The following is a 23249-nucleotide window of genomic DNA, read 5'->3' as shown; positions in this document are numbered from 1 at the left end:
CTGCCTCGCCGGTAGGGGCAGGGGCGGGTCCGCGCCTGCGTCCACACCTGCACTGGGCGGCGTTCCAGGCACCGACTTCCGGCACCGACGGTGCCTCAGAAAGGCAAACGGATGAGCGCGCGTTTCGAGGAGATCGACTGGCGCCCGACGGCGATGGGCGACATCAGCCTGCGGCGCCGACGCGACCCGGCATCGGGCACCGATGTCTACGAGGTGAAGCTCGGCGACGAGTTCCTGATGTCCAGCCTCTTCACAGCCGGCGAGATCGCGCTTGCGGAACTCGGACTGGCGAAACTGCAGGACGACGAACTGGACGTCGTCGTCGGCGGACTCGGGCTCGGGTACACCGCCGAGGCTGCGCTGGACGACCCCCGGGTGCGCTCTCTGACCGTGATCGACACACTCGCCGAAGTCATCGACTGGCATCGGCGGGGCCTGGTCCCGCTCGGCACCCGGCTGACCTCGGACCCCCGATGCCGCCTGGTCCAAGGCGATTTCTTCGCGATGGCGGCCGATTCGCGCGGTCTGGACCCGATGGAGCCGGGCCGCCGTTTCCACGCCGTCCTGCTCGACGTCGACCACTCTCCGCGCCACGTGCTCCACCCGCGCCACGCGGCGCTCTACCAGCCTGCCGGGCTCCGCGCTCTCGCCGAACACCTCCACCCCAACGGGGCCTTCGCCCTGTGGTCGAACGACCCGCCGGACGAACAGTTCACCTCCGTACTCGCAGAGGTCTTCCCGCAATCAGCGGCCCATGTCGTCGACTTCGCCAATCCCCTGCAGGGCGGCACCTCGACCAACACCGTGTACGTGGCCAGGACAGAACCGGGCCCGTCATAGGCCGAGAGCACGGAGATCAGGGGTCGGTCATGGCGGGCAGCAGGTAGTCGCGAATGAACTCCCCTGGGTTGATCTCCTTGTTGATGCTGTTTTCGCTGGTGTTCTCGCTGGTCACGAGCACGATGTCCGCGCTGGGGATGACGTAGACGAACTGCCCGCCGTATCCCCAGGCGAAGTACGTCGGGCGTTCGGAGATGGTCTGCGTCCACCAGCCCTCGGAATAGGCGAATACGTCGTCGACCTCGGTGGTCCGGGCCTGCGCCGCACGCACAGCACCACGTGGCACGAGTTGTCGGCCACCCCACTTGCCGTCGTGCAGGTAGAGCAGTCCGAACTTGGCCATTTCCCGTGGCGTCAGGTAGACGTTGTAGCCGCCGGAGAAGACGCCTTGCGGGTCACGGCCCCAATGCTCGGCCCTGATGCCCATCGGTCCGAACAGATTCTGGTGGGCGAACCGACAGGTGCTCATGCCGGTCGCCTTCTGCAGCACGGCCGAGACGACGTGCGTATTGCCGCTGCTGTAGTTGTACGTCGTGCCAGGCGCGGAGACGAGCTCACGGCCGAGAATCGACCGGACCCAGTCCGACGTCTTCTCGACCTGACTCTCTGTCGAATCCTCCGTCCAGTCGAGACCTGACCTCATGGTCAACATGTGCCGGATGGTGATCTTTTTCTTGGTCGGCGACGCCTTGCGGAAGTACTCCGGCAGATAGTCGGCCACCGGGTCGTCCAGGCTTCCGATGTCGCCCTTCTCGACCGCGATGTGGACCAACGCCTGCAGAACACTCTTCGACACCGAATGGACGTTATTGCTCCGCTGCGCGCCGCTACCGTCGTAATACCGCTCGGCCACGAGACGGTCGTGTCGGATGACCAGCGCGCTGAGCAACGAAGCGTTGTTGCCGAGCTTGGTCAGCCCCGTACGCAACGTGCTGGAATCCATCCCCTGCGCCTCCGGCGCGGTCGACGACCAGTCCTCACCGTCGTCACGGAGATCCGTGTACGTCGGATTGCTCTCGTAGAACGTGCGGCCGTTACCCGCGATCCGGTCGCAGTCGACGGCCGCCGCCGTGGCCGCCCGCGTTGCCGCCCCCGTTGCTGTCGACTTCGACGATGGCCCCTCGGCACACCCGGCCAACGCCAGTAGCGACAGCGCGGGCACCACCCAAGCGATCCGCCACGATCCTTGTTTTCGCAATCTCATGACTGACTTTCATTCTCCCCATGGCGAGACGACGGCACTAGCCTCGCCGTTTCGCACCGAGGTGGGCGGCCGTTTCGGCTGACTGCCATCGTCGGAAACTCGGGTGGCCTCAGCGCACGATCTGACTAGAGTCGGGCAATGCCCGAGCTGAAGCGGCTGCATGCCGGCCACGCCCCGGCGGTCCTGGCCTTCGAGCTGGCGAACCGCACCTACTTCGCTGCCTCGATCTCCGACCGCGGCGACGACTTCTTCGACCAGTTCACCGACCGGTACAACGCCTCGCTGGCCGAGCAGGAGGCCGGCATCTGCGCCTTCTACGTGCTCGTCGCCGAGGACGGCTCGGTACTCGGCAGGTTCAACCTGTACGACTTGGAGGACGGCACCGCCAGACTCGGCTACCGGGTCGCCGAGCGGGTCGCCGGCCGCGGCGTGGCGACCGCGACCGTCCGGGAGCTGTGCCGGGTGGCGACAGCGACGCACGGGCTGCGCACACTGCGGGCGGCCACCTCCCACGACAACGCCGCGTCCCAGAAGGTCTTGGCCAAGGCCGGGTTCGTACCGGATGGCCCTGCCACCCCGGCCGATCTCGGCGGCAAGTCAGGCACTTGGTACCGGCGCGACCTCCAGCCATAGACCTTGATCGACGAGGACGACCGTGGGCTCAGCTTCGGCTCCACCTCTGGGTGGCGTTGCCGAGAGCGGTCGACAGTTGTACGAGCGACCCGTTGGCCGTGGCCCAGTTGGTCACGTCGATGGCGTGACCGTTGGAGCGGTTGATCACGGAGCCGTCCAGCCGGAACCACCACTTCTGGCTGGACTTGCCGTTGCAGGCCCAGAGGATGAGCTTGGTACCCGAGGTCGTGCCGTCACCGTCCGCCGCGAGGCACTTGCCGGCGACCCGGAGTTCGCCCGCGGTGGTCTGCGTGATGGTCTGGTTCGCGTTCCCGGAGCAGTCGTAGATCTGTACCTGCACGCCCGTTTGGCCGTTCGGGACGTCGAGGCAGCGGCCGGAGTTGGCGCCCTTCAGCGTGAAGGCGGTGTCCGTCGGCAGGGGGTCCTGGACCAACTGCCAGTCCTGCGAGCCGTCGGCGGTCGACGCCGCGAGGGTGACGGCGCCGTTCTGGGTCGCGCCCGTCATGAACAGACTGGTGTTGCGGACCGAGCGGAGCCTGTAGTAGCCGTCGGTCGACGGTACGAGGGTCCACTGCTTGTCGGTTGCTCCGTCGTCGACCCATTGTGCGAGCCGCTGCCCGGCGGTGGCGGTGCCGGTCCAGATGGCGACCGAGCGGCCTCCGGCCTTGTTGAGCAGGATTACGTTGCTGCCCTTGGCCGTGAGATGCCAGCGCTGGGTGTCGTTGCCGGCGTCCCGGGTGCGCAGGACGAGGTCGGGGACGTTGCCCGTGAGGTTCGCGTCCTGCGTCTTGCCGGCGTCGGGGCTGAGGGCCTGGCCGGTCGCGCGGTTCACGAGGGTGCTGTAGGTCCCCGCGGACCGGCCGAGGTCGACCTCGCCGTAGCGTATGGGACCGTAACCGGTGCCGAAGTCGGCCTGGAGGACGACAACGCGTCCCGTGCCCTCCACGTACTGGAGAGTGCGGCTGTAACCGGAGGCGACCGGCGTCTGGTACTCCTTCCAGGTGCCGTCGCTCCTGCCGGACTCGTTCACCCAGACGTTGCCGCTGCCATTCGCGTTGTAGACGATCCGTCCGTCCGGCATCGTGATGAGCACGGGGCTGCCGCCCGTCGACAGCGTCCGTCCCCCGGAGGGCACGGGCAGGCTGGTCACCGGAAGGTCCGTCACACCGGTCGGGTAGAACTTCAGCGGGTCGTCCGCGAGCCGGTAGCGCGCGTTCGCTCCGCCGCCCCAGTACTCGTAGGTGAGCAACCACTTGCCGTCGGTGGTCTCGGAGATCGTCGTCATGCCCGGGCGGCCGTTGCCGATCAGTGTCTTGCCGCCCAGGTTCTCGGTCGTGCCCGGGACGTCGACGATCGGCTGGCTCCAGGACGAGGTGCTGGCGCCGTCCCAGGTCTTGTGCACGAGGATCTGGTTGCGCGCGTCCGTGGCGGTGTCGTCGGCCGGGTCGCGCGTCGGTGCACCGGTGGCGGAGTCGAAACCGAGGTAGTCGTGCTCGTCGGAGTAGTAGGCGACGAGTTTGCCGTTGCGGGCGACGAGGTACGGCTCCCAGACGGGATCGGACTGTGCCGAGGTGTTGGCGTTCGAGATGCGGGCGCCCTGCCACCCACCGGCGGCGATGATGTTCTCGATCCTCCAGGTCGAGCCCTCGTCGGTGCTGGAGTACAGCGCGATCGCCACGTCCTTTCGGTCGCCGTCGCCGTCCGCCGTCCAGTTGGGGTCTGCTGCCTTGCGCTCCCGGTAGTAGGGGTCGTCCCCCGAGACGACGCTCGCCAGGAGCAGCGTGCCGGCCTTGAGTGTTCCGACGTCCTGCGGAAGCACGTAGAGGTACGGGTTCGTCCAATTGCTCGTGTATTTCGCGTATTTGGTGTCGCTGGACAGCGAGGCGGGCGCCCTCAGGTCGGTCAGCTTCTGCCACGTCGTGCCGTCGTCGTCGCTCTTGTAGACGGGCAGCGTCTGCCCCACCGGGTCGCCCTTGCTGTTCTCGAACGACGCCACGATGCGGCCGCTCGGAAGCTGGGCCGACTTCGGGTAGAGAACACACGGCTTCTTGTTGCACGCGGCGCTGTCCTGCGACACGTACAGGTTCGTCTGGCTCGGCTGATATGCCGACGCGCTCCCTGATGAGGAAATGGCGAGTGCCACGCCCACTCCGAAGGCTGTCGCTGTCGCGAGGGCCCTCCGTACCAATCTCTGGATCACTGCGGCTCCACTGATCGTATGGTCGGCGGCCACGGAAGTCGGCAGGCCGGCTCCATGGCCGAAGGGAAAGGTGCTTCGTTACTTGCCGTGCTGAGGAGGACGGGCGGGATCAGTCCTGGAGGATCGTGACGGCCGTGGTCATCGTCCGGGTGTGGTCGACGATCCGCGTCTCACCGCGCAGCTCCACCTCCACGGACTGCCCGCGATCCCCGGCCGACTGAGCGACGGTCAGTACGAGGCGGCCGGGCTCGACGCGACGGCGCAGGTCCCGCCCGGTGAAGCCGGCCATGTCCGCGTGTACGTCGAACTCCACGGTGCGGGTCTCACCGGCGGCCAGCTCGACCCGGGTGAAGCCGATCAGCTGGCGGACGGGCCTGGTGACGGAGGCGACCGGATCGGTGAGATACAGCTGGGGCACCGAAGTGCCCTTCCTGGAACCGGTGTTGGAGACCGTGGCCCGTACCGTGACCGACCCGTCGACCGCGATGGTGTCCGTGTCGGCCCGTGCGTCCTCGATGGCGAAGGACGTGTAGGACAGGCCGTGTCCGAAAGGGAAAACGGGGCTCGGGTCGATGTTGCTCACGCCGTCGCTCTTGAGCGCGAGCGGGGGTGCCAGGTAGGTGCCCGGCTGACCGGCCGTGTCGCCCGGGATCTGCACCGGCAGGCGTCCGGAGGGATTGACCCGGCCGGAAAGTACGCCGGCGATGGCCGCCGCGCCCTCCTCGCCGGGGAAGAACGCCTGCACGGTCGCGTCCGCCGCCCGCGCGTGCCGGCCGATCGCGTACGGGCGGCCCGAGACGACGACGAGGACGGCCCGGCGCGCCGCGCCGAGGACGGCCTCGACCAGCTCGTCCTGCACCCCCGGAAGGGTCAGGTCACCGACGTCGCAGCCCTCGCCGGAGGATCCGTGGCCGAACAGGCCGGAGCGGTCGCCCACGACGAGAATCGTCACGTCCGCCGCGGTGGCGGCCTCCACCGCGGCTTCGATGCCGCCGCGGTCGTCCCCGGTGACCTGGCATCCGGCCTCGTGGTGCACCACCGCGTCGGGGAACTCCCGCCGGACGGCGTCGAGCACCGTGGGCGCCTCGATTCCCATGGGCGTTGTGGGGTGGTGGGGAAGCACGTGGTTGGGGAACGAGTAGCAGCCGAACAGGCAGTTGGCGTCGTCGGCCGCGGGACCGATCACGGCGACGGAGTGCGTGCCGGTGAGCGGCAGGAGGTCCGAGGTGTTGTCGAGCAGGACGACGGACTCCTCGGCCAGGGTGCGGGCGATGTCGCGGTTGCGTGCGGAGTCGAAGTCCGCGGGGGCCGTGTACCGGTCGGGGCGCCAGTCCGGGTCCAGCAGGCCGAGTTGGGCCTTCTGTGTCAGGACGCGCAGCGCCGCGCGGTCGAGAAGGTCCATGGGGACGCCGTGGTCCACGAGCGCCTGCCCGTACGCCGTGGTGTGCGGCAGTTCGACGTCGATCCCGGCCCGGAGTGCGGCGTGGGCCGCGTCCGGGATGTCGGCCGCCACGTGGTGCAGGGTGGCGAGGAACGCGATGGCCCAGTAGTCGGAGACGACCGTGCCCTCGAACCCCCAGGTGTCACGCAGGAGTTGGGTGAGCAGGTGCTCGTCCGCGCCGCAGGGCACGCCGTCGATGTCGTTGTAGGCGTTCATGACCGAGCCGACGCGGCCCTTCACCACTGCCTTCTCGAACGGGACGAGGACGATGTCGGCGAGTTCGCGCGGGCCGAGAGCGGCAGGGGCGTGGTTGCGGGCCGCCCGGGATGCGGAGTACCCGGCGAAGTGCTTCAGCGTGGCCACGACACCGGCCGACTGCAGCCCCTGAACGTAGGCCAGGCCCAGTTCCGAGACGAGGTACGGGTCCTCGCCGAGAGTCTCCTCCACCCGGCCCCAGCGGTAGTCGCGTACGACGTCCACGACGGGGGACAGCCCTTGGTGGACGCCGACGGCCGCCATGTCCGAGCCGATGGCCGCCGCCATCCGCTGTGTCAGGCCGGGGTCGAAGGTGGCCGCCCAGGCGAGCGGGGTCGGGTAGACCGTCGCCTGCCAGGCGTTGAGCCCGGTCAGGCACTCCTCGTGGGCGATGGCCGGGATCCCGAAGCGGTTCGCCGCGACCACCCGCTCCTGCATGGCTGCCAGCCGTTCGCGGCCGGCTTCGGGGGCGAGGGGCGCGGTGCCGAACACTCGTGTCAGGTGTCCGAGCCCGTCCACGATCGCGTCCTCGAACCGCTCGGCGCCGCGGAAGGTGTCCTGCATGGGAGCGACATCGCCGCCCGCGTCGTGGCCCGGCCACGTGCTGCCGAGCTGCGCGATCTTCTCGGCCGTTGTCATGGCGCCGAGCAGGGCCCGGGCGCGGTCGGACACGGGCAGCGCGGGGTCGTGCCACAGCCCGGTCGTCGGGCGCTCTTCGCTGATCGTCACGGTGGCATCCATTTCTGTGTGCGGGCACCCGAAGGGCGCGTGCAGGCACCCCGGAGGGCGCCGCGAAGGGCATGGTGGAGAAGCCCAGTTGGAAGGGCGGGGGCTTTGGAAGGGCAGGGCTGCGGGCACACCGGGCCCGGGCCCGTCACTTGCCGCCGGCCCCCATGAGGCCGGCCACCAGGGCCCGGCGGGCGAAGAGGTAGACGACGAGGATGGGCGCGGCGGACAGCAGCACCGCGGCCAGCAGCGCCGGCACGTTCGCGCCGTACTGGGAGACGAAGTTGTACAGGCCCAGCGTCACCAGCTTGGTGTCGTCGGACTGGGTCATGATCAGTGGGAAGAGGAAGCCGTTCCACGCCTGGAGCGCCGCGAAGACCGACGTGGTGGCGATGGCCGACTTCGACATCGGGACGACCAGGGTCAGCAGGGACCGGGCCGGGCTCGCGCCGTCCAGCGCCATCGCCTCGTACAACTCGGTGGAGATGTCCCGCATCCCACCGCTGAGGACCAGCACGCTCACCGGCAGCGCGAACGCGGCGGTGGGCAGGATGATGCCCCACAACGTGTCGTAGAAGCCGAGGTCGTTGACGATGAGGAAGAGCGGGATGATGACCGCCTGGGAGGGAATCGCAAGGCCCAGCAGGAACAGCCGGAACACTCCCCTGCTGTACCAGCCCCTCCCTCGTACGACCGCGTAGCTGATCGGTATCCCCAGGGCCAGCACGATGGCGACCGTGCCGGCGGCGACGAAAACGGTGTTCCAGATGTACTGCAGGAACCCGCTGTCCAGCACCGTGCTGAAGTTGTCGAACGTCAGGGCCGTGGGGAGCCCCAGCGGGCCCTTGTCCGTGTACTTCGACGGCGGTTGCAGCGCGGTGTTCAGCAGCGCGTACAGCGGTACGCCGATGATCAGCAGCCAGACGAACGCGGCGCCACCCGCGGCGTAGTTCGGGCGTGTCCTCACAGCCCCTCCAGGGTGCTCGTCATCTTGTCGTATCCACTGAGCTTGGTGAGGAGGACCGAGGCGGCGGTGGCGATCAGCAGCAGGAAGCTCGCGATGGCGCTGGCGTAGCCGTAGTCGTAGGTGCGGAACGCGGTCTGGTACATCGAGAAGGGCAGGATCGAGGTGTCGGTGCCCGGGCCGCCGTTGGTCAGCAGCAGCACGATGTCGAAGGCGGTGAGGCCACCGACGACCATGAAGATGGTCGAGGTGATCATCGTGTTGCGCAGCTGTGGCAGCGTGATGTGGAAGAACTGCAGCCGCCTCCCCGCACCGTCGATCGAGGCCGCCTGGTACAGCGTCTGCGGGATGGCGCGGGCGGCCCCCTGGTAGAGCAGGCTGTGGAAGGGGACGAACTGCCAGCTGGTGACCAGGACCAGACAGGCGATCGCGCCCTGCTGGGTGCCGAGCGGATTCGCGCCGAAGAGCCACTGCACCTTCGACGGCAGGCCGAAGTTCGGGTCCAGCAGCTGGCGCCACATGATGGCCGTGGCCGCCGTGGACAGCAGCAGTGGCAGGAAGAACACCGCAGACAGGACGGCCCGGTTGCGCTGATGGCCGGCCGCCCAGACGCCCAGCAGGATGCTGACCGGCGCCTGGACCAGGATGTTGCCGACCAGCAGGACGCCCGTCACCGCGGTGGCCTGCCAGACCTGACTGTCACCGAAGAACCGCGACCAGTTCTCGGCACCTGTGAACTGCGGGGTGTTCAGTCCGTCCCAGTGGGTGAAGGAGAGGTAGAGCACCCCCACCATCGGTGCGACGGCGAAGACGAGGAAGAACAGCAGCCCGGGTACGGCCCAGGCCACGCCGGGCCGCTCCAGGGTGGGTGGAGCGGCCCGGTCACGAACCCGCTGCTTGCCGACGGACTGCGAAGTCGTTGCGGAGACCACGTGGACGTGCCTTCCTACTTCTTGATCGCCAGTACCGCGCTGACGAACTGCTCCGGCGAGCTCTGCCCGTTGAACAGCTTCTGGATCTCGGTCAGCAGCGGCGTGCCCAGGGTGAGGCCGAGCGCCTGGTCCCAGGACTGGGTGAAGGCGGGGGCCTTCTTCACCAGGTCGTACTGGAAGTTCGCGTACGCCGGGTCGGTCGCCTTGGCGAGGAACCGCGCGGCGTCCGACGTGATCGGCACCTCTCCCTTCTCGACCAGTCCCCGGACGTAGGCGTCGCCGTACGTGGTCGCGAGGAACTCCGCCGCGGTCTGCTTGGCGGCACTCGTGGTCACCGAGAGGTAGTTGGTCGGGTTGCCGACCACGTTGGCGACGTCGCCCTTGCCTCCCGCGACGCTCGGGAAGGGCACGTATCCCAGGTGCTTCTTGGTGAAGTCCGGGTCCTCGGTCTGCTGCTGCGCGTACTCCCACGAGCCCATCAGCACCATCGCCGCCTTGCCCTTGTTCAGCAGGGTGGTGGTGCCGCCCGGGCCGTAGTTGACGGAGCCGAAGCTCTTGCCGAAGGCTCCGCTGTCCACCAGCTCCTTGATCATCTGTGCGGTCCTGAGGACCGCCGGGTCCTTCCACTGCGACCAGTCGCCGCCCGCGATCTTCGCGAACAACTCCGGACCGGCGAGACGGTCGACCAGGTACTCGACCCACATCAGCTCGGTCCATGAGGAGGTGGCGTTGCCCGCGAGAGCGAACGGTGTGACGCCCCTGCCCTTGAAGACCTTCACCAGGTCCCGCAGATCGGCGTAGGTCTTCGGCGGTTCGGCCCCGGCGTCGGAGAAGACCTTCTTGTTGTAGAAGAGGAACACCGGCTGGGTGCCGCGGCACGGTATGCCCACGAGCTTGCCGTCGACCTTGCCCGCGGCCAGCGCGGAGGGCAGGAAGTGCGACTCCAGGGCGGAGTCGAGCTCGACCAGCTTCCCTGCCTTCACATAGTCGTCGAGGCTGCCGCCGCCCCAGTTGAAGAACATCCCGGGCATCTTCGAGGAGCCCATCGCGGTGCGCAGCTTGTCCTTGTATCCGTCCGTGGCGATGACGGTCATGCTGACCTTGCCCTTGCCGCCGGAGTTGAAGGTGTCCACGGCCGTCTTCTGGACCGGGTTGGTCGGGTCCTGCAGCGTCCAGAAGTCCACGTTGCCCGTGGGAGAGGACGTGGTGCTGCCGGACGAGCCGCAGCCGGCCGCGGTGACGCTCACCGCGGTGGCCGCCGTGGCGGTGAGAAACCACCGTCGCGACACTCTGTTCATCGTTGAACACCTTTCGAGTGGGCAGGGTCCCCTTCTCGCGGGTGTGCTTCACCCGTCAGGTCGTCCCGGACCTGTCAGCAAGGGGACATGAATCGATGGCCACGACCGTCAGGTGCTTACGCAAGGTTTGCGTCCCGCTGCTCCTGCGGCTGAGCCGGCGTCGGTCACGCTAAGCGGCGCAATTCGGCTGCGGCAATAACCGAAGGGTCCTCGGTTGCGAAAGACTTTCGCAGTCCGGGGGGTTGCGGAATCCGAGGTCAAACGCTCTTCTCCGGCCCGGTCTTCGGCGGGGCCGTGGACATGCGCACGATCAATTCCGTCGCGAGTTCCTTACGCGTCGTCGCGGGAGGCTTGCCATCGGCCAGGTGCAGCAGGACCCGCGTGGCCTCCTGACCCAGCTCCCGGAAGGGCTGTCGTACGGCACTCAGCGGCGGTGAGGCCATCGCGGCCACCAGGGTGTCGTCGAACGACATGACCGACAGCTCGCGCGGCACGTCGATACCCAGCTGCCGGGCGGCCTCCATCGCGCCCAGTGCCTGGACGTCGCTCGCGGCGAACAGTGCCGTCGGCCTTTCGGGCCGGTCCAGGACCTGGCGGGCGGCGCGCAGGGCCTCGCCGTAGTCGAAGTCCGTCGACCGAACGAGTGCGGGGTCATAGGGGATTCGGGCCTCCGCGAGGGCGGCCCGGTAGCCGTGCAGACGCGCGGATCCGGCCAGTGAACTCGAACGGCCGGCCAGCATGCCGATCCGGCGGTGCCCGAGGTCGATCAGGTGCTGGACGGCGGTCGTCGCGCCGTGCCAGTTGGTCACGCCGATGCTCGGGATGTCCGCGTCGGGAGCGTTCAGGGGGTCGACGAGCACCACCGGCAGGCGCTGGTCCAGGATCCGGCGCTGGTCCTGCTCGGCGAGGGTGGAGATGACGATGACGACCCCGAGCGCGTCCAGCTTGAGGCACTGTTCCAGCCACTGGGCGATCGAGCGCCGGCCCGTCGTGCCGACGGTCGTGTGGACGCCCACCTCGGCCGCCGACTCCACGATGCCCCGGACGACTTCCAGGGTGTAGGGGCCCGCCAGGTCCCGGAACACTGCAAGGATCTGCCGCGGCCGGTGCGCGTCGCTCTCCCCGGCGCGGACGTAGCCGTGTTCGGTCAGCAGCGCCTCGATCCGGGCCCGTGTCGCCTCGGACACGTCACGTCTCCGGTGGACGACCTTCGAAACGGTCGCGAGCGAGACACCGACCTCATTGGCTATCGAGGTGAGAAGCCCGTACTGGGCATTGCGGCGCGACCTGGCTGGGCCCGTCACTTCGGCGTGGACCTCTCTATGGGCATCAGCTGACTGTGTGCTGAGCGAAAGTACACGCCGGATCGATCACACCGTCCGGGGTAAATGCATCCGGGTCTCCGATGACCTGCGGAAATCCGACGACGGCCGACCTACGAAACTCTTTCGCAGCCTCGGCGGACAACTCCTGTACGCTCCGCGCCTGTTCGAGCTGCTCAGGCGCATTACTTCCGGGAGGCCGGGAATTCCGGCGCGCAGCGTCCACAAAACACAACTCACCGACCGCGAACGGCTGTTGCGGCATCGCCACGGTGACCATCCCACTCGGCCGACACAGGCGCGGCCGACGTCAGTGGGGCGGGGGCCCGCCCCTCACCCCGTACTGGCCGGGCGGCGGACCGACGTAGAGGTGCGCAGGACGAGTTCCGTCGCCAGTTCGATCCGCGATGACGCGAGCGGCCGGCCCTCTGCCAGTTGCACCAGCACCCGGGTGGCTTCGGCGCCCAGTTCCTCGAACGGCTGGCGCACCGCGCTGAGCGGCGGGCAGGCCATGGCCGCCACGAGCGTGTCGTCGAAGGACATGACGGCCAGGTTCTCGGGAACTCTCAATCCGTGTTGGCGGGCGGCCTCCAGGACGCCGAGCGCCTGCGCGTCGCTCGCCGCGAAGACGGCCGTGGGCGGATCGTCGGAGCGCAGGATCTGCAGGCTGGCGATCAGCGACTCCTCGAAGTCGAAGTCCGTCGAGCGCACGATCGCCGGATCGTACGCGACACCCGCCTCCTCCAGTGCTGCCCGGTAACCGTGCAGCCGCGCCGCCCCGGCCAGCGAGTGCGAACGGCCCGCGACCATGCCGATCCGGGTGTGCCCGAGCCCCAGCAGATGCTGAACCGCTTCCCTGGCTCCGCTCCAGTTCGTCACCCCGATGCTCGGGATGTCATGGCTCGGCGCGCTGAGGGGGTCGATCAGCACGACCGGCAGCCGCTGCTCGACGATGCGGCGCTGGTCGTCCTCGGCGAGCATCGAGATCACGATGATCAGCCCGGCCGCGTCGAGCGCCACGCACTCCTCCAGCCACTTGGAGATCGAGCGCTGACCGGTCGTCCCGGTCACCACGTCCACACCCAGTTCGTCCGCCGCGTCGACGATCCCGCGGACGACTTCGAGCGTGTACGGGCCTGACAGGTCCCGGAACACCGCGATGATCTGGCGCGGCGCCGAAGGATCCTGCTCTCCGGGCCGGACGTACCCGTGTCGCGCCAGCAGTTCCTCGACCCGGGCGCGCGTCGCCGCACCGACGTCATGACGCCGGTGCACCACCTTGGACACGGTACTGAGCGACACCCTCGCCTCACTGGCGATGCTGGTCAGCAGACCGTACTGCGCGTCGACGCGCGTCCTGCCCCGAACTGTCACTCGTGCGCCTCGCCTTGAGCCATGACCCGAAACCCGCCGCAAGCTAACGGGACGAAACGCCGACAGGCAAGGGCCACCGCCCGCGTGACCCTGCCGGCTGCGGGCCGACCTGACCGTCGCCACTCTCTTCCACGGCACTTCTGTCACACCTCTTGACCCGCTGGGCCGGGCGGTGCAATCTCTCGTCAATACGCATTAGGTAATACGCATTAACGATGCCGTCGCCGGCAGCGCCAGACCCTGCCCCGGAGGAGAGAAGCACTGTGGAACCCAGGAAGCGGCCCGGACGTACGCCCGCTCCGGCCGGTCGTACGTCACGGCCCCGGCAGGCCGAGGTGGCTCGGCTCGCGGGGGTGTCACAGGCAACCGTGTCCCTGGTGCTGTCCCCGAAGCCCGACGGCAAGGGACGCATCATCTCCGAGGAGACCCGGCAGCGGGTCCTGGAGGCGGCCCGCAGCCTCGGCTACGTACCCGATCCGGCCGCCCGGCGGCTGGCCGCCGCCCGCAACAACCTGCTCGGCGTCTTCAGCTTCACCGCCACGTTCCCGACCGATGTGCAGCACTCGTACTACCCCTTCCTGGTCGGTGTGGAGCGCGAGGCGGCGGCGCTCGGTTACGACCTGGTGCTGTTCACCGGGTCCAGCACCGGCGGCGCGGGGGCCGCGGGACCCGACGCCCTGAGCCGGGTCCGGCTCGCCGACGGCTGTCTCTTCATCGGTCGGCACACGCCCCGGGCGGAGCTCAAGCGGCTGGTCGAGGACGGCTTCCCGGTCGTGCACCTGGGCCGCCGCGAGGAGTTGGAGGGCGTGGCATGGGTGGGCGCGGACTATGTCGAGGCCACAAGTGAAGTCGTGGGCCATCTGGCCGAGTTGGGGCATCGGCGGATCGTCCTCGTCCGCGAGGACGACGACGCGCCCGCTTCTTCGGACCGTCAACGCGGCTTCCTGGAAGGGCTGGAAGCGGCAGGCCTGCCATCCGGGCCCACGACCGTCTTCCGGTCCGCGGATCCGCAGCGGGACCTCACTCCCGAACGCCTGCGCGCCTGGGCCGATGAAGGAGTCACGGCCTTCGTCGCTGAGGAGACCGACACCGGGGCGGCCTGGCGAGGCCTGCTCTCCGCCGTGCGCGAGGCCGGCCTCGACTGCCCCACAGAGGTGTCTCTCGCCCTGCTCGGCAGCCCGCCCGCCGACCTGGCGGGTGAGCCCGAGCCCACCGGATTCGACATCCCCCGGCCGCAGTTGGGCGCCGCGGCCGTACGCCTGCTGGCCGCGCTCGTCGCGGGCGAGGAGGCACGGGAACCACTCGTCAGCTGTGTCTTCCGCCCGGGCCTGACAGCCGGACCGCCGCGTAGCCATCCCTGAGCACGGCCCGTACGAACCGCACCCCGGACGAACCCGATCCAGCAGCAAGGAGAAGCGTGATACCCGAAGCAGACATCCTCGTCGTGGGCGGCGGCCTCGGTGGCGTGGCCGCCGCACTCGCCGCCTGCCGGGCAGGACGCAGCGTCGTGCTCACCGAGGAGACGGACTGGATCGGCGGCCAGCTCACCAGCCAGGCCGTACCGCCCGACGAGCACCCGTGGGTCGAGCAGTTCGGTACGACCGCCTCGTACCGGCGGCTGCGCGAGGAGATCCGCAGGTACTACCGCCACTGGTACCCCCTGCGGGCCGAGGCCCTGACACTCACCGACCTCAACCCCGGAGCGGGCCGCGTCAGCAAGCTCTGCCACGAGCCGAGGGTTGCCCTCGCGGTCCTGGAGGGCATGCTCGCGCCCCACCGGGCAGCGGGACGACTGACCGTACTCACCGAGCATCGGCCGATCTCCGCCGAGTCCGACAACGATGTCGTACGGTCGGTGACTCTGGAGGACCTGCGCGACGGGACACATCGAACGCTCAGCGCGCGGTACGTCCTGGACGCCACCGAGACGGGTGAACTCCTCCACCTCGCGGACGTCGAGCACGCCAACGGGGCCGAGGCACGTGCCGAGTTCGACGAACCGCACGCCCCGGACGAGGCCCAGCCTCTCAACCAGCAGGGCATCACGGTCTGTTTCGCGCTCTCGCACCACGAGGGCGAGGACCACACGATCGACCGCCCGCAGGACTACGGCTTCTGGCGCACCTATCAACCCTCGTTCTGGCCGGGCCCGTTGCTCGGTTTCGAGGCGCCCGACCCGCGCACGCTGGAGCCGGTGCCGCGGACCTTCGTACCGAATCCGGATCTCGATCCGCTCGGCGTCTCCGCCGACCAGAGTGCCGACGCCGGCGACAAGGAACTGTGGGGCTTCCGCCGCATCCTCGCCCGCAAGCTGCACGCCTCCGGCGCCTTCGATTCCGACATCACGCTCGTCAACTGGCCGCTCAACGACTACTGGCTCAAGCCGTACATCGGCCAGGAGGCCGAAGCACTGCGCGAGGCACGGCAGTTGTCGCTGTCGCTGCTGTACTGGCTGCAGACCGAGGCGCCGCGCGCGGACGGTGGCACCGGCTTCCCGGGCCTGCGGATCCGCCCGGACGTGACCGGTACGGCGGACGGCCTGGCCAAGGCGGCGTACGTCCGTGAGTGCCGCCGTATCAAGGCTGTCACCACGGTCACCGAGCACGACGTGGCGATCGACCTCGTCGGCCCACGCGGCGGCACGCGGCACCGCGACTCGGTGGGCGTCGGCAGCTACCGCATCGACCTGCATCCCTCGACCGGCGGCGACGACTACATCGACATCGGGTCCGTGCCGTTCGAGATCCCGCTCGGCGCACTCGTGCCACGCCGTGTGCGCAATCTGCTGCCCGCCGGCAAGAACATCGGCACCACGCACATCACCAACGGCTGTTACCGGCTCCATCCGGTGGAGTGGAACGTCGGCGAGGTCGCCGGTGCCCTGGCCGCGCACTGCGTGGCCGAGGACGTCGAGCCGCAGCAGGTGCAGGCCGAGGACAAGCGGTTCGAGGAGTTCGCGCGGCTGCTCGACCGCGACGGCGTGCAACGCCACTGGCCGGACGTACGCGGCTACTGAACAACCCCCGCGTGGACGGGAGTTCGGGCGCGGCGGCTCCACCCGCCCCGCCCGGCGACCACTCGCGCGAACCGATCCAGCACAAGGAGGTGCACGGATATGAACACACCCCGCATCCGCGTCGGCATCGACGTGGGCGGAACCTTCACCGACGCCGTAGCCGTCGACGCCACGACCCTCGAACTCCTGGGCCAGGTCAAGGTCCCCACCAGCCACCATCACGAGGACGGCGTCGCGCACGGCATCGTCGAGGCGCTCGACCGGCTCCTGGAGCAGACCGGCTCTGCCCCCGCCGACGTCGCCTTCCTGGCGCACGGCACGACCCAGGCCACCAACGCCCTCCTGGAGGGCGACGTGGCGACCGTCGGACTGATCGGCATCGGTACCGGTCCCGCAGCGGTGCTCACCCGCCGCCTCGCCTCGTTCGGAAAGCTCGAACTCGCCCCCGGCAAAAGGCTTCCGCTCGTCTACGCGCATGTCACCGACCCTCAGGACACGGCAGACGTCCGCCGCGCGGTCGAAGAGCTGAAGGGCGCGGGCGCTCAAGTCCTCGTCGCCAGCCAGCCGTTCAGCGTCGACCGTCCCGAGGGCGAGCAGGCCGTCCTGGACGCGGCACGGCCGTACGGGCTGCCCATGACCGCCGCGCACGAGATCACCTCGCTGTACGGGCTGCACAAGCGCACCCGCACCGCCGTCGTCAACGCGGCGATCCTGCCCCGGATGCTGGCCACCGCCGACCTCGTCGACGCCTCCATCACCAAGGCGGGCGTGACCGCGTCGCTGATGGTGATGCGCTGCGACGGCGGTGTGATGGCGCTCGACGAGATGCGCCGCCGACCGCTGTTGACGGTCCTGTCCGGACCGGCTGCCGGAGTCGCGGGCGCTCTGATGCAGGAGCGGGTGAGCGAGGGTGTTTTCCTGGAGACCGGGGGCACGTCGACCGACATCAGCGTCGTACGCCGCGGCAAGGTCGCCGTCCGGCACGCCACCATTCTCGGCAAGACCTCGTATCTGAGCGCCCTCGACGTGCGCACGGTCGGTGTCGGCGGTGGGTCCATGGTGCGGATCGGCGGCGGCCGGGTGACGGGTGTGGGACCGCGCAGCGCCCACATCGCGGGGCTGCCGTACGCCTGCTTCGCCTCCCCCGACCAGCTGCGCGACGCCAAGGTGGACACCGTCCGGCCCATGGACGGCGACCCCGCCGACTACGCCGTGATCGACGCGGCTGGCGGTCGGTTCGCCATCACCATGACCTGTGCCGCCAATGCCCTCGGCCGCGTCCCCGAGGGCGACTTCGCCCGCTGCGATCCCGAGAGCACGCGTGCCGCGATCGCGCCGCTGGCCGCACATCTCGGCACCGACGTCACGACCGCGGCGACGCGGATCCTCGACGCGGGAATCGCCCAGGTGAAGACGGTGGTGGACGCCATGATCCGCGACTACCGCCTGGACAAGGACACGGCGATCCTGGTCGGTGGCGGCGGCGGTGCCGCGTCCGTCACCCCGCACCTCGCCGACACCAGCGGCATGGAGGGCCGGATCGCCCGCCACAACGAGGTCATCAGCCCCATCGGCGTCGCGCTCGCGCTCGTACGGGAACAGGTCGAGCGGATCGTGCCCGGTGCCACGCAGGAGCAGATCCTCGCCGTCCGGGCCGAGGCGGAGCGGGCGGTCGTGGCCCAGGGCGCCGCCGCCGAAGGCGTGGAGGTCGAGGTCACCGTCGACCCGCAGACCAACACCGTGCGCGCGGTCGCGACCGGCGCCACCGAACTGCGCACCCAGGACCGGTCCCACCGCGCCGACGACACCGAACGGCTCCGTGCCGCGGCGGCCAGTCTCAAGACCGACCCCGCGGCGGTCCATGTCCTCGCGGGCACCGCCGCCCACACCGTCTACGGCACCGAGACGCACCGCCGCCTGCGGGCGACCCGTCGGCCCATCCGGATCGTCGACGTGGACGGCGTCGTACGCCACCACGCCGCCGACGCCCGCGTGGAGACCACCACCGTGGCCGGCGCCCCGGAGGTGCTCGCCCGGCTGGTGGGCGAGTCCACCTCCTACGGCGACGGCGGGGTACGCGCCCCTGCCCTGCGACTGCTGCTCGGCGCCCGCATCGCCGACCTGTCCGGCGTCCTCGATCCCCAGCCTCTACTGGCCCTCGCCCGCAGCGAGTTGCGGGCCCGAGCAGCCGACGAGCCGGTGGTCGCGGTACTGGAGGTGCGGTCATGACGGCCGTCGAACTTGCCTCCACCGACCGGGAGTTGATGGATCCCACGTCTGTCGACGACATCGAATGGGGCGTACGACTGCTGGCCGCCACGCCCACCCACGAGGGCCGGGACCGCGAGCTGCTGCGCCAATGGGCCCTCAGGGCCGACGAGTTCGGGTCGCGGCTCGCACCCGTCCCGTCCACCGCTCGCGTGGTCGAACGGGACGACGGCCTGGAGCGGATGCTGCTCGCCCGCTACACATCGCGGCCCCCGACGGTCGAGCTCTACACCGACATGCTCGCCCTCGCCGAGAAGTTGGTCGACGCCCGTGGCTGGCGGGCCTGGTACCCGCCCGGCTCGGTGCGCGCCGCCGCGCTGGCCCACGAGGCGGTGCACGCCCACCTCCACCACGGCCCCGCGAAGGCCGCGCTCAAGCAGGCGCTCGACCACACCGTGCTGCGTCTCGGACGCCACCGCCTGGCTGGTCATGTCGCCGGTGCCGAGGAAGTCGCCGCGCACGCCTACGCCCGAACCGTCTGCGGACTCGGCCGCAGCCCCCTGCTCCTCACCGCCGCGCTGCGCGCGGAACTCACCCGGCCCGGAAGAGAGAAGTGACCCATGGGTGTCGTCATCCTTCTCGTCATGGCGGCCGGCGTCGCCCTGATGCTCACCCGCAAACTACCCACCGCCTTCGCGCTGGCCCTGCTCGCCGTCGCCATCGCCTTTCTCGCCGGGGCCCCGTTCACCGGCAAGAACAGCGTGCTGGACACCGTCCTCCAGGAAGGCGCGCCGGCCCTGGCCGCCACCATGATCGCGATCATTCTGGGGTCCTGGCTGGGCAAGCTCCTCGACGAGACAGGCATCGCGGGCACGCTCGTCCGCAAGATCGTCGAGTTCGGCGGTGACCGCCCGACCGTGGTGGCCCTCGGCGTCCTCGCCGTGTCCGCTCTCGTCGGTACGGTGACCGGCTCGGCGCCCGCCGCGATGCTCGCCGGCATCATCGGCATCCCCGCCATGATCGCCGTCGGCGTACCCAAGGTGACCGCCGCGGGCACGGTCCTGATGGGCATCGCCGTGGGCATCCCCTTCGAGTTGCCGCTGTGGCAGTTCTTCTCGACCGCGCTGGAACTGCCGATCCCGACCGTGCGCGGCTTCATGGTGAAGCTCTTCCCGTTCGCCCTGGCCGCCGCTCTCGCGTTCGTCGTCGTCGAGACGCGAAGGCGGGGCACCGAGCACGCCTGGTCACTCAAGGCCGTCGACTCCCCCGGCTCCTCCGGCGCGAAGCCTCGTTCACGTCGCGCGGAGCTGGGCGACGCGCCCTGGTACGCGCTGCTCGCCCCCGCCGTCCCGCTCGTTCTCGCCCTGGGCTTCGAACTCGCCATCATCCCCTCGCTGTTGGCGGGCGTCCTGTACGCGCTGGTCACCACGACGCGGCCCGGCGGGATGAACAAGCGGCTGCTGCGCACCCTGTACGGCGGCTTCGAGGTGGCCGCCCCGCCGCTCGTCCTGTTCATCTCCATCGGCATCCTGCTCGCGGCCGTGAAACTGCCCGGCGCCGTCGACGCGCTCGAACCGCTCGTCAAGGCCGTCAGCCCGCACAACCCCGTGGTGTTCGTCCTCGTCTTCACGCTCCTCGTCCCGCTGTGCCTCTACCGCGGCCCGCTCAACGTGTTCGGGCTCGGCGCGGGCATCGCCGGCGTCCTCATCGCCACGGGCATCTACCCCGCGGTCGCCGTCCTCGGCATGGCCACCTCGTACAACCAGGTCTTCGGCGTCGCCGACCCCACCAGCACACAGACCGTGTGGAGCGCCCAGTACGCGGGCGTCTCTCCCCAGCAAGTCATGGTGCGCACCCTGCCGTACGTCTGGGCGGTCGCCCTCGGCGGCCTGTGCGTGACCGCGGCCACCTATCTCTGAGCCCGGGCCCCGTTCGGGCCCGCCGAGCCACACACCTTCCGCCACCCTTCTGTCATTGGAGCCACCATGCAGGAGCAACACCTCGACCGACGCCTCTTCCTGCGCGCCACCGCGGCCACCGGAGCCGCCCTCGCCGTCGGGACGACCGTGGGCGCGCAGCCCTCGGCCGCAGCACCCGGCGGATTCCCCGACTACACATACGTACGTACGCTTCTGACGCCGTCTCAGCTGAAGTACAACCCGACCGGCGAGATCATCTTCCCCTGCATCAGAGGCGTCTACGACAAGCTGAGCGCCCCGCTCGGCCGCTACTACCTGTACTACGCGCCGCACGACGCGCCCGGTGGCATCTGCCTGGCCTACGGCAACTCGCTGGAAGGGCCGTTCACGGAGTACCCGTCGAACCCGATCGTCCGCAACAGCTGGTCCCCGCACTACTCCGTCAGCCATGTCTCGTCCCCCCACGTGCTGTGGAACGCGGACGCCAAGGAGTTCTGGCTGTACTTCCACGGAGAGAACACCACGACCCGCCTCGCCCGCTCGGCCGACGGGATCCACTTCACGTACGACAAGGTCGTGCTGTCGGCCTCCATGCTCCCGGCAGGAACCAACGAGACGTCGTACGCCCGGGTCTTCCGCCACGACCTGCCCTCACGCGGCGCCCGCTACGTGATGGTCTTCATGCTCAACAACACGACCAACCACCGTGACATCCACTGGGGTTGGTCCGCCGACGGCCGCACCTGGGCCTACGACCAGCAGCCGCTGGTCCGGCACGGCGACGTCGGCGCCGTCAACGTCGGCGGCCCGCACCTGCTCTACCGCAACAACAGCACCTACGTCGTCTACAACAAGGACAAGGAGAGCGGCGGCGACATCATGATCACCGAGGTCGGCAACGACTTCAGCAAGCGGACCCACCTCGGCGTCTTCTACAACTCGCGCGGCACCGCTCCGGAGAACGGTCGTGCCGCGGCACCCTCCTTCGGCACCGACGGCGGCGTCCCGTACATGATCTACGAGGCGGGAGAGAGGCTCTCGGGGGCCATCGCGGTGGCCCGGGGCTGACCACCGGCAAGGCAGGGCGCCTCAGTTGACGGCAAGTCCGGTGCTGCACGTCGTATATCGCGTTGTGGGTCCAGGGGCGCCCGCCGTAAGGTCACCGGCATGTCTGTACGTCTTCGAATGCGTCAAGCCCTGCCGGAAGCGATGCGTGCGCGTGACAAGGCCGCGGTGAGCGCCCTGCGGTCAACACTCGCCGCTCTGGACAACGCCGAGGCGGCGCCCGTGGACGAAGCCGAGCTGCGCGGCGTGGCCCTCGAGCAGTCGCCGGTCGGTGCCGGCGCCACCGAAGCGGCGCGGTGTGAGCTGAGCGAGCGCGGTGTGGTGGATGTCGTGCGTGCCGAGGCCGCCGAACGGCTGGAGGCTGCGGAGCAGTTGACCGCACCCGCGCACGCCGACCGAGCGGCACGGCTCCGCGCGGAGGCCGCCCTGCTGCTTGGGTTCCTCGACGGTCCTGACACCGAGTAGGGCACGGCGAGGCATCGCACTTGATCACAGATCTCCTTGAGGACGGACCGCAGCCCATGGCACTGACAGGGATGGGCTGCGGCTCATGGATCGGGCAGCAGCGGTGAGCGTCGGCCTGCCAGTCTTCCGTTACCACCCGGACCCGCTCGCCAGCGGATCCATCCGCGCGAGCACCGAGAAGTGCGCCTGCTGCCACCGCGGCACAGGGTGGATCTACACCGCGACCTTCTACACCGCCCAAGAGGTCGACGGGAGCTTCTGCCCCTGGTGCATCGCCGACGGCAGCGCCGCCGAACGGTTCGAAGGTGAATTCATCGACGCCTACGGGCTCGACGGCATCAGCGACGAGACCCTGGAGGAGGTCGCCCACCGTACCCCCGGCTTCCACGCCTGGCAGGATCCGCACTGGCTCGTCCACTGCGACGACGCGACCGCCTTCCTCGGCGAGGTCGGCTACACCGAACTGGCAGCACACCCCGACGCTCTCGACCACCTCCGGCTCGACCTGCGTATGAGCGGCTGGCACGACGCAGCCAAGCTTGAGCACTTCCTGACGCACCTGGGCAAGGGAGCATCCGCCATGCTCTTCCGCTGCACTGTCTGCGGCACTCATCTCGCTTACGTCGACGCCTCTTAGCCGGCCACTGGGCACAGGTTCCGCCGGACGGCCACCACGGCACGCCTCACGCCTCACGCCTCACGCCTCACGCCTCGCGCGTCACGCGTCACGCGTCACGCGTCGCCGACATCGTGTGGGTTCGCCGCCAAGTGAACGGCCGCGTCGACCAGCACGTCCACCGCCGAAGGCGAGTGCGGCCAGCCCTCGTACCGCACGCGCAGTTCGCGGTCGCCCGTCTCCACCGAATCCACGCCGTACGGCAGGTCCAGCCGACGTATCTCCCGACGGCTCAGCCGTGCGGGCGACCGCTGACCAGGCAGACGGACCAGGACCGCCGTGACTGCCGTTCCCGCCTCGCCGACGTCCTCGACAGAGCAGGCGACGCCCACCTCAACGCCCTGCGGGCGGCCCACGGCGAGCAACTCACCGCGGAATCGCGGACTTGCCGGCAACTCCCACCCCTGTGCGTCGCCGGTGAACTCCGCCACGGTGATGCCGAAGCGCCCCTCGTTGCGGCCGGCCCACGTGACCAGAGCTCCGTGAGTCAACGCCTTCCGACGTGCGGCGCTTCGCACGCCGGCCAGCGTCATACCGGAGATCAGGCCGGCAATCGCGACCGAGACAACGACAAACAGCAACGACACCTGCCATGGAAATCCCCAGAAGAGCCCGACCCCCACGAGCAGCGCCGACGAGAACACCGCGAGGAAGACCCCCGTCTTCAGCACTTCTCGTTCTTCGTCCATGGGCGGCATGTACTGCAGTACA

19 protein-coding genes are annotated in these 23249 nt (G+C 69.4%); 10 read left to right on the top strand and 9 right to left on the bottom strand.

All coding sequences use genetic code 11. The features are described 5' to 3' along the window. Positions 1 to 111 precede the first annotated feature (111 nt). On the top strand, positions 112 to 840 hold the full coding sequence (locus tag AOK17_RS13905) for a polyamine aminopropyltransferase (RefSeq protein ID WP_055612739.1): 729 nt from the start codon (positions 112 to 114) through the stop codon (positions 838 to 840). A 16-nt stretch (positions 841 to 856) separates the two neighbouring features. Here the strand turns inward: AOK17_RS13905 and AOK17_RS13900 are convergent, their stop codons facing one another. Beyond that, positions 857 to 2005, bottom strand: coding sequence for a serine hydrolase domain-containing protein (locus AOK17_RS13900; RefSeq protein ID WP_055612738.1), 1149 nt, complete (start codon positions 2003 to 2005; stop codon positions 857 to 859). A 177-nt stretch (positions 2006 to 2182) separates the two neighbouring features. Here AOK17_RS13900 and AOK17_RS13895 point away from each other — a divergent pair, with 177 nt between their 5' ends. Then, positions 2183 to 2677 carry a GNAT family N-acetyltransferase gene (locus tag AOK17_RS13895; RefSeq protein ID WP_055612737.1) on the top strand — a complete coding sequence of 165 codons (495 nt, stop codon included), beginning with the start codon at positions 2183 to 2185 and terminating at the stop codon, positions 2675 to 2677. Between the two features lie 28 nt (positions 2678 to 2705). Here the strand turns inward: AOK17_RS13895 and AOK17_RS13890 are convergent, their stop codons facing one another. The 7 genes from AOK17_RS13890 to AOK17_RS13860 form a co-directional block, all read right to left on the bottom strand. Beyond that, positions 2706 to 4865, bottom strand: coding sequence for a ricin-type beta-trefoil lectin domain protein (locus AOK17_RS13890; RefSeq protein WP_055612756.1), 2160 nt, complete (start codon positions 4863 to 4865; stop codon positions 2706 to 2708). A 121-nt stretch (positions 4866 to 4986) separates the two neighbouring features. Then, positions 4987 to 7314, bottom strand: a complete 2328-nt coding sequence (locus AOK17_RS13885) for a glycoside hydrolase family 3 N-terminal domain-containing protein (protein ID WP_055612736.1) — start codon at positions 7312 to 7314, stop codon at positions 4987 to 4989. A 133-nt stretch (positions 7315 to 7447) separates the two neighbouring features. Then, a complete protein-coding gene (locus AOK17_RS13880) occupies positions 7448 to 8266 on the bottom strand; it encodes a carbohydrate ABC transporter permease (RefSeq protein WP_055612735.1) in 819 nt (272 codons plus the stop codon). Further along, positions 8263 to 9195, bottom strand: a complete 933-nt coding sequence (locus AOK17_RS13875; protein WP_055612734.1) for a carbohydrate ABC transporter permease — start codon at positions 9193 to 9195, stop codon at positions 8263 to 8265. Before AOK17_RS13875 ends, AOK17_RS13880 begins: the two co-directional genes overlap by 4 nt. 14 nt (positions 9196 to 9209) lie before the next feature. Further along, complete coding sequence (locus AOK17_RS13870) at positions 9210 to 10493, bottom strand: ABC transporter substrate-binding protein (RefSeq protein WP_055612733.1); 1284 nt, start codon at positions 10491 to 10493, stop codon at positions 9210 to 9212. A 257-nt stretch (positions 10494 to 10750) separates the two neighbouring features. Beyond that, positions 10751 to 11797: a LacI family DNA-binding transcriptional regulator gene (locus AOK17_RS13865; RefSeq protein WP_055612732.1), complete on the bottom strand. Its 1047-nt coding sequence runs from the start codon at positions 11795 to 11797 to the stop codon at positions 10751 to 10753. A gap of 351 nt (positions 11798 to 12148) precedes the next feature. Beyond that, a complete protein-coding gene (locus AOK17_RS13860) occupies positions 12149 to 13189 on the bottom strand; it encodes a LacI family DNA-binding transcriptional regulator (protein WP_055612731.1) in 1041 nt (346 codons plus the stop codon). A 335-nt stretch (positions 13190 to 13524) separates the two neighbouring features. Between AOK17_RS13860 and AOK17_RS13855 the strand changes: the two genes are divergently transcribed. The 8 genes from AOK17_RS13855 (at position 13525) to AOK17_RS13820 (ending at position 22499) form a co-directional block, all read left to right on the top strand. Continuing rightward, positions 13525 to 14550 carry a LacI family DNA-binding transcriptional regulator gene (locus AOK17_RS13855; protein ID WP_055612755.1) on the top strand — a complete coding sequence of 342 codons (1026 nt, stop codon included), beginning with the start codon at positions 13525 to 13527 and terminating at the stop codon, positions 14548 to 14550. Positions 14551 to 14606: 56 nt separating this feature from the next. Then, positions 14607 to 16205: an FAD-dependent oxidoreductase gene (locus tag AOK17_RS13850; RefSeq protein ID WP_055612730.1), complete on the top strand. Its 1599-nt coding sequence runs from the start codon at positions 14607 to 14609 to the stop codon at positions 16203 to 16205. 99 nt (positions 16206 to 16304) lie between these two features. Further along, positions 16305 to 18434, top strand: coding sequence for a hydantoinase/oxoprolinase family protein (locus AOK17_RS13845; protein WP_055612729.1), 2130 nt, complete (start codon positions 16305 to 16307; stop codon positions 18432 to 18434). Further along, on the top strand, positions 18431 to 19030 hold the full coding sequence (locus AOK17_RS13840) for a hypothetical protein (protein ID WP_079053003.1): 600 nt from the start codon (positions 18431 to 18433) through the stop codon (positions 19028 to 19030). Before AOK17_RS13845 ends, AOK17_RS13840 begins: the two co-directional genes overlap by 4 nt. Positions 19031 to 19033: 3 nt before the next feature. After that, the gene (locus AOK17_RS13835) at positions 19034 to 20332 is read left to right on the top strand and encodes a TRAP transporter large permease subunit (RefSeq protein ID WP_055612728.1); all 1299 of its coding nucleotides are present in this window, start codon (positions 19034 to 19036) and stop codon (positions 20330 to 20332) included. 66 nt (positions 20333 to 20398) lie between these two features. Beyond that, positions 20399 to 21400, top strand: a complete 1002-nt coding sequence (locus tag AOK17_RS13830) for a glycoside hydrolase family protein (RefSeq protein ID WP_055612727.1) — start codon at positions 20399 to 20401, stop codon at positions 21398 to 21400. Positions 21401 to 21541: 141 nt separating this feature from the next. After that, positions 21542 to 21862 (top strand): hypothetical protein, encoded by a 321-nt coding sequence (locus tag AOK17_RS13825; protein ID WP_055612726.1) that lies wholly within the window; start codon positions 21542 to 21544, stop codon positions 21860 to 21862. An 85-nt stretch (positions 21863 to 21947) separates the two neighbouring features. Then, positions 21948 to 22499 carry a CbrC family protein gene (locus AOK17_RS13820; protein ID WP_055612725.1) on the top strand — a complete coding sequence of 184 codons (552 nt, stop codon included), beginning with the start codon at positions 21948 to 21950 and terminating at the stop codon, positions 22497 to 22499. Positions 22500 to 22594: 95 nt separating this feature from the next. Here the strand turns inward: AOK17_RS13820 and AOK17_RS13815 are convergent, their stop codons facing one another. Continuing rightward, entirely contained in the window at positions 22595 to 23227 is a 633-nt protein-coding gene (locus AOK17_RS13815) for a hypothetical protein (protein ID WP_157881322.1), read from the bottom strand. Between the last annotated feature and the right edge of the window lie 22 nt (positions 23228 to 23249).

The organism is Streptomyces phaeochromogenes, assembly GCF_001418655.1.
GTDB classification, from domain to species: Bacteria; Actinomycetota; Actinomycetes; order Streptomycetales; family Streptomycetaceae; genus Streptomyces; species Streptomyces phaeochromogenes.
Note: the sequence above shows the minus strand (reverse complement) of the source record. Positions and strands in the feature narration are given on the sequence as shown.